The organism is Azospirillum sp. B21, assembly GCF_008364825.1.
In the GTDB taxonomy this organism is placed as follows: Bacteria; Pseudomonadota; Alphaproteobacteria; order Azospirillales; family Azospirillaceae; genus Azospirillum.
On sequence record NZ_VTTO01000051.1, the window covers coordinates 1 to 1610 of the forward strand.

Here is a 1610-nt window from a genome sequence, read left to right on the forward strand (position 1 = left end):
CGCAAGATGGCCTGATGGGCGTTGGCGGGCTGCTGCAGCCGCCTTCTTGGTCTCGATCAAGTTAATGTGACGATGCCCGCATGACACCGGTAAGCCGGACGACCGGTGTTGCTATCATGCGGTACAGCGCCCCGTTGATGATGACGACCAGCGCGACCAGCGCGACGATGATCGTCAACGTACCGCGGACCGCGACGTCAGTAGTGAGGACCGCATCGTCAGCCAGTTCCGTTGAGTAGGCCTGAGCGGCCTCGGCAATGGCCGTCAGCTGGTCTTGCATGACCAAGCGCAATGGGCGTGCCTCACCAAACCAGATGCGATCATTCACCTGACGCGATGCAATCACCTCCTGCAGAGCTTTGGCAAAAGCTGCATGGATGGCGGTCACGTCGCGGAGCTTTGGGACGGTTACTGCGAGCTGATCGAGAGCGATCGCCGGGTCGGACAAGGCGGCGACCGCCTGTCCGGCAGTGGCTGCATCGCCATCTGCGCCCGTGCTCAGGAAAATTGCCGCCATATCTACAGCGGTCCTCATTGCTCGCTCGTAGGCACGGATGGCTGCACCGCTGGGGCTGTCGGTCTCCGTCATGCCGACAGCCGTCGAAATCTCTTGGGCGAGGAGAAGGCGTGCCGACCGGTAGTCCTGCTCCGACGCAGTAAGGAAGTGACGCCGGGCGGTGATCCCCCGCTCCGTCAGTTCACTGTAGCGTTGCATCATCTCGCGGGCATCGCGAAGCGCTGCCTGGCGATCGGGCCGGGTCGAGGTCGCGATTGCCCGGTCGATCAGCGCCAAGCTGCGCTCGCGATCCCGCGCACTCATCGCCTCGAACCGCTTCAGGTCCTCCACGCTGCCTGTGGTGGCGATTGCGAGGTTTGCGTAGGCCACGCTCATGAAGCGGGCTTGGAGCTCCTGCGTGGTCGACGCCACCTGCGCCGCCCGTTGGGACAGCGCCGTGTCGGTACGGACCCGGTCAAAGGCGCTGTAGGTCCAGTAAGCAATCCCTACGATCAGAGCAACCACAAGGGCTCCACCGCCGGAAAGCTTTGCGGCGATGGACACGTTCCGGAAAGCCATTAACATTCTGCTCTATTTTCCTTTATTATTCCGAGCCTTTGTACGGGTGATGCCTCTGGTCAGATTGCTATGGCCTTACAAAACCTGTTTGCCCATGCAGGCAACATCTGCTTCGCTGCGCCAGAGGGTGCTTCTACTCTGCTCCAGATGGACTGCACTCAGAGCGCAGGCAGACGTTCACGAGCTGGGAGACCATTCAGTGGCAGTACCAACCTTGATACGTCACCACCCTTGACGGGAATGGTCTCGAAAGAGCCGCCAAGGGTTTTGGCGGCGGCACTGGCCAGAGTGGAACCAATGCCGATGGAGACCTTCCTGGAGAGAAGGCCGGAGCGAGATGTCCCCCGTCGGTCGATAATGATGGCGAGCCAGGCGTCGGCCTGTGCCACCCGTACCTCGACCACACTGCTGCGCTGCATGTCCTTGGTTGCCTCGCTTAGAAGGGCAAACAGCGTGCTGCCGGCATCGTCACATTAACTTGATCGAGACCAAGAAGGCGGCTGCAGCAGCCCGCCAACGCCCATCAGGCCATCTT

At 61.3% G+C, this 1610-nt stretch carries 2 protein-coding genes; both read right to left on the reverse strand.

What is annotated here, in order from left to right:
• Positions 1 to 61: 61 nt before the first annotated feature.
• Entirely contained in the window at positions 62 to 1060 is a 999-nt protein-coding gene (locus tag FZ983_RS33840; RefSeq protein WP_188092629.1) for a hypothetical protein, read from the reverse strand.
• 173 nt (positions 1061 to 1233) lie between these two features.
• The gene (locus tag FZ983_RS33845; RefSeq protein ID WP_149229095.1) at positions 1234 to 1494 is read right to left on the reverse strand and encodes a hypothetical protein; all 261 of its coding nucleotides are present in this window, start codon (positions 1492 to 1494) and stop codon (positions 1234 to 1236) included.
• Between the last annotated feature and the right edge of the window lie 116 nt (positions 1495 to 1610).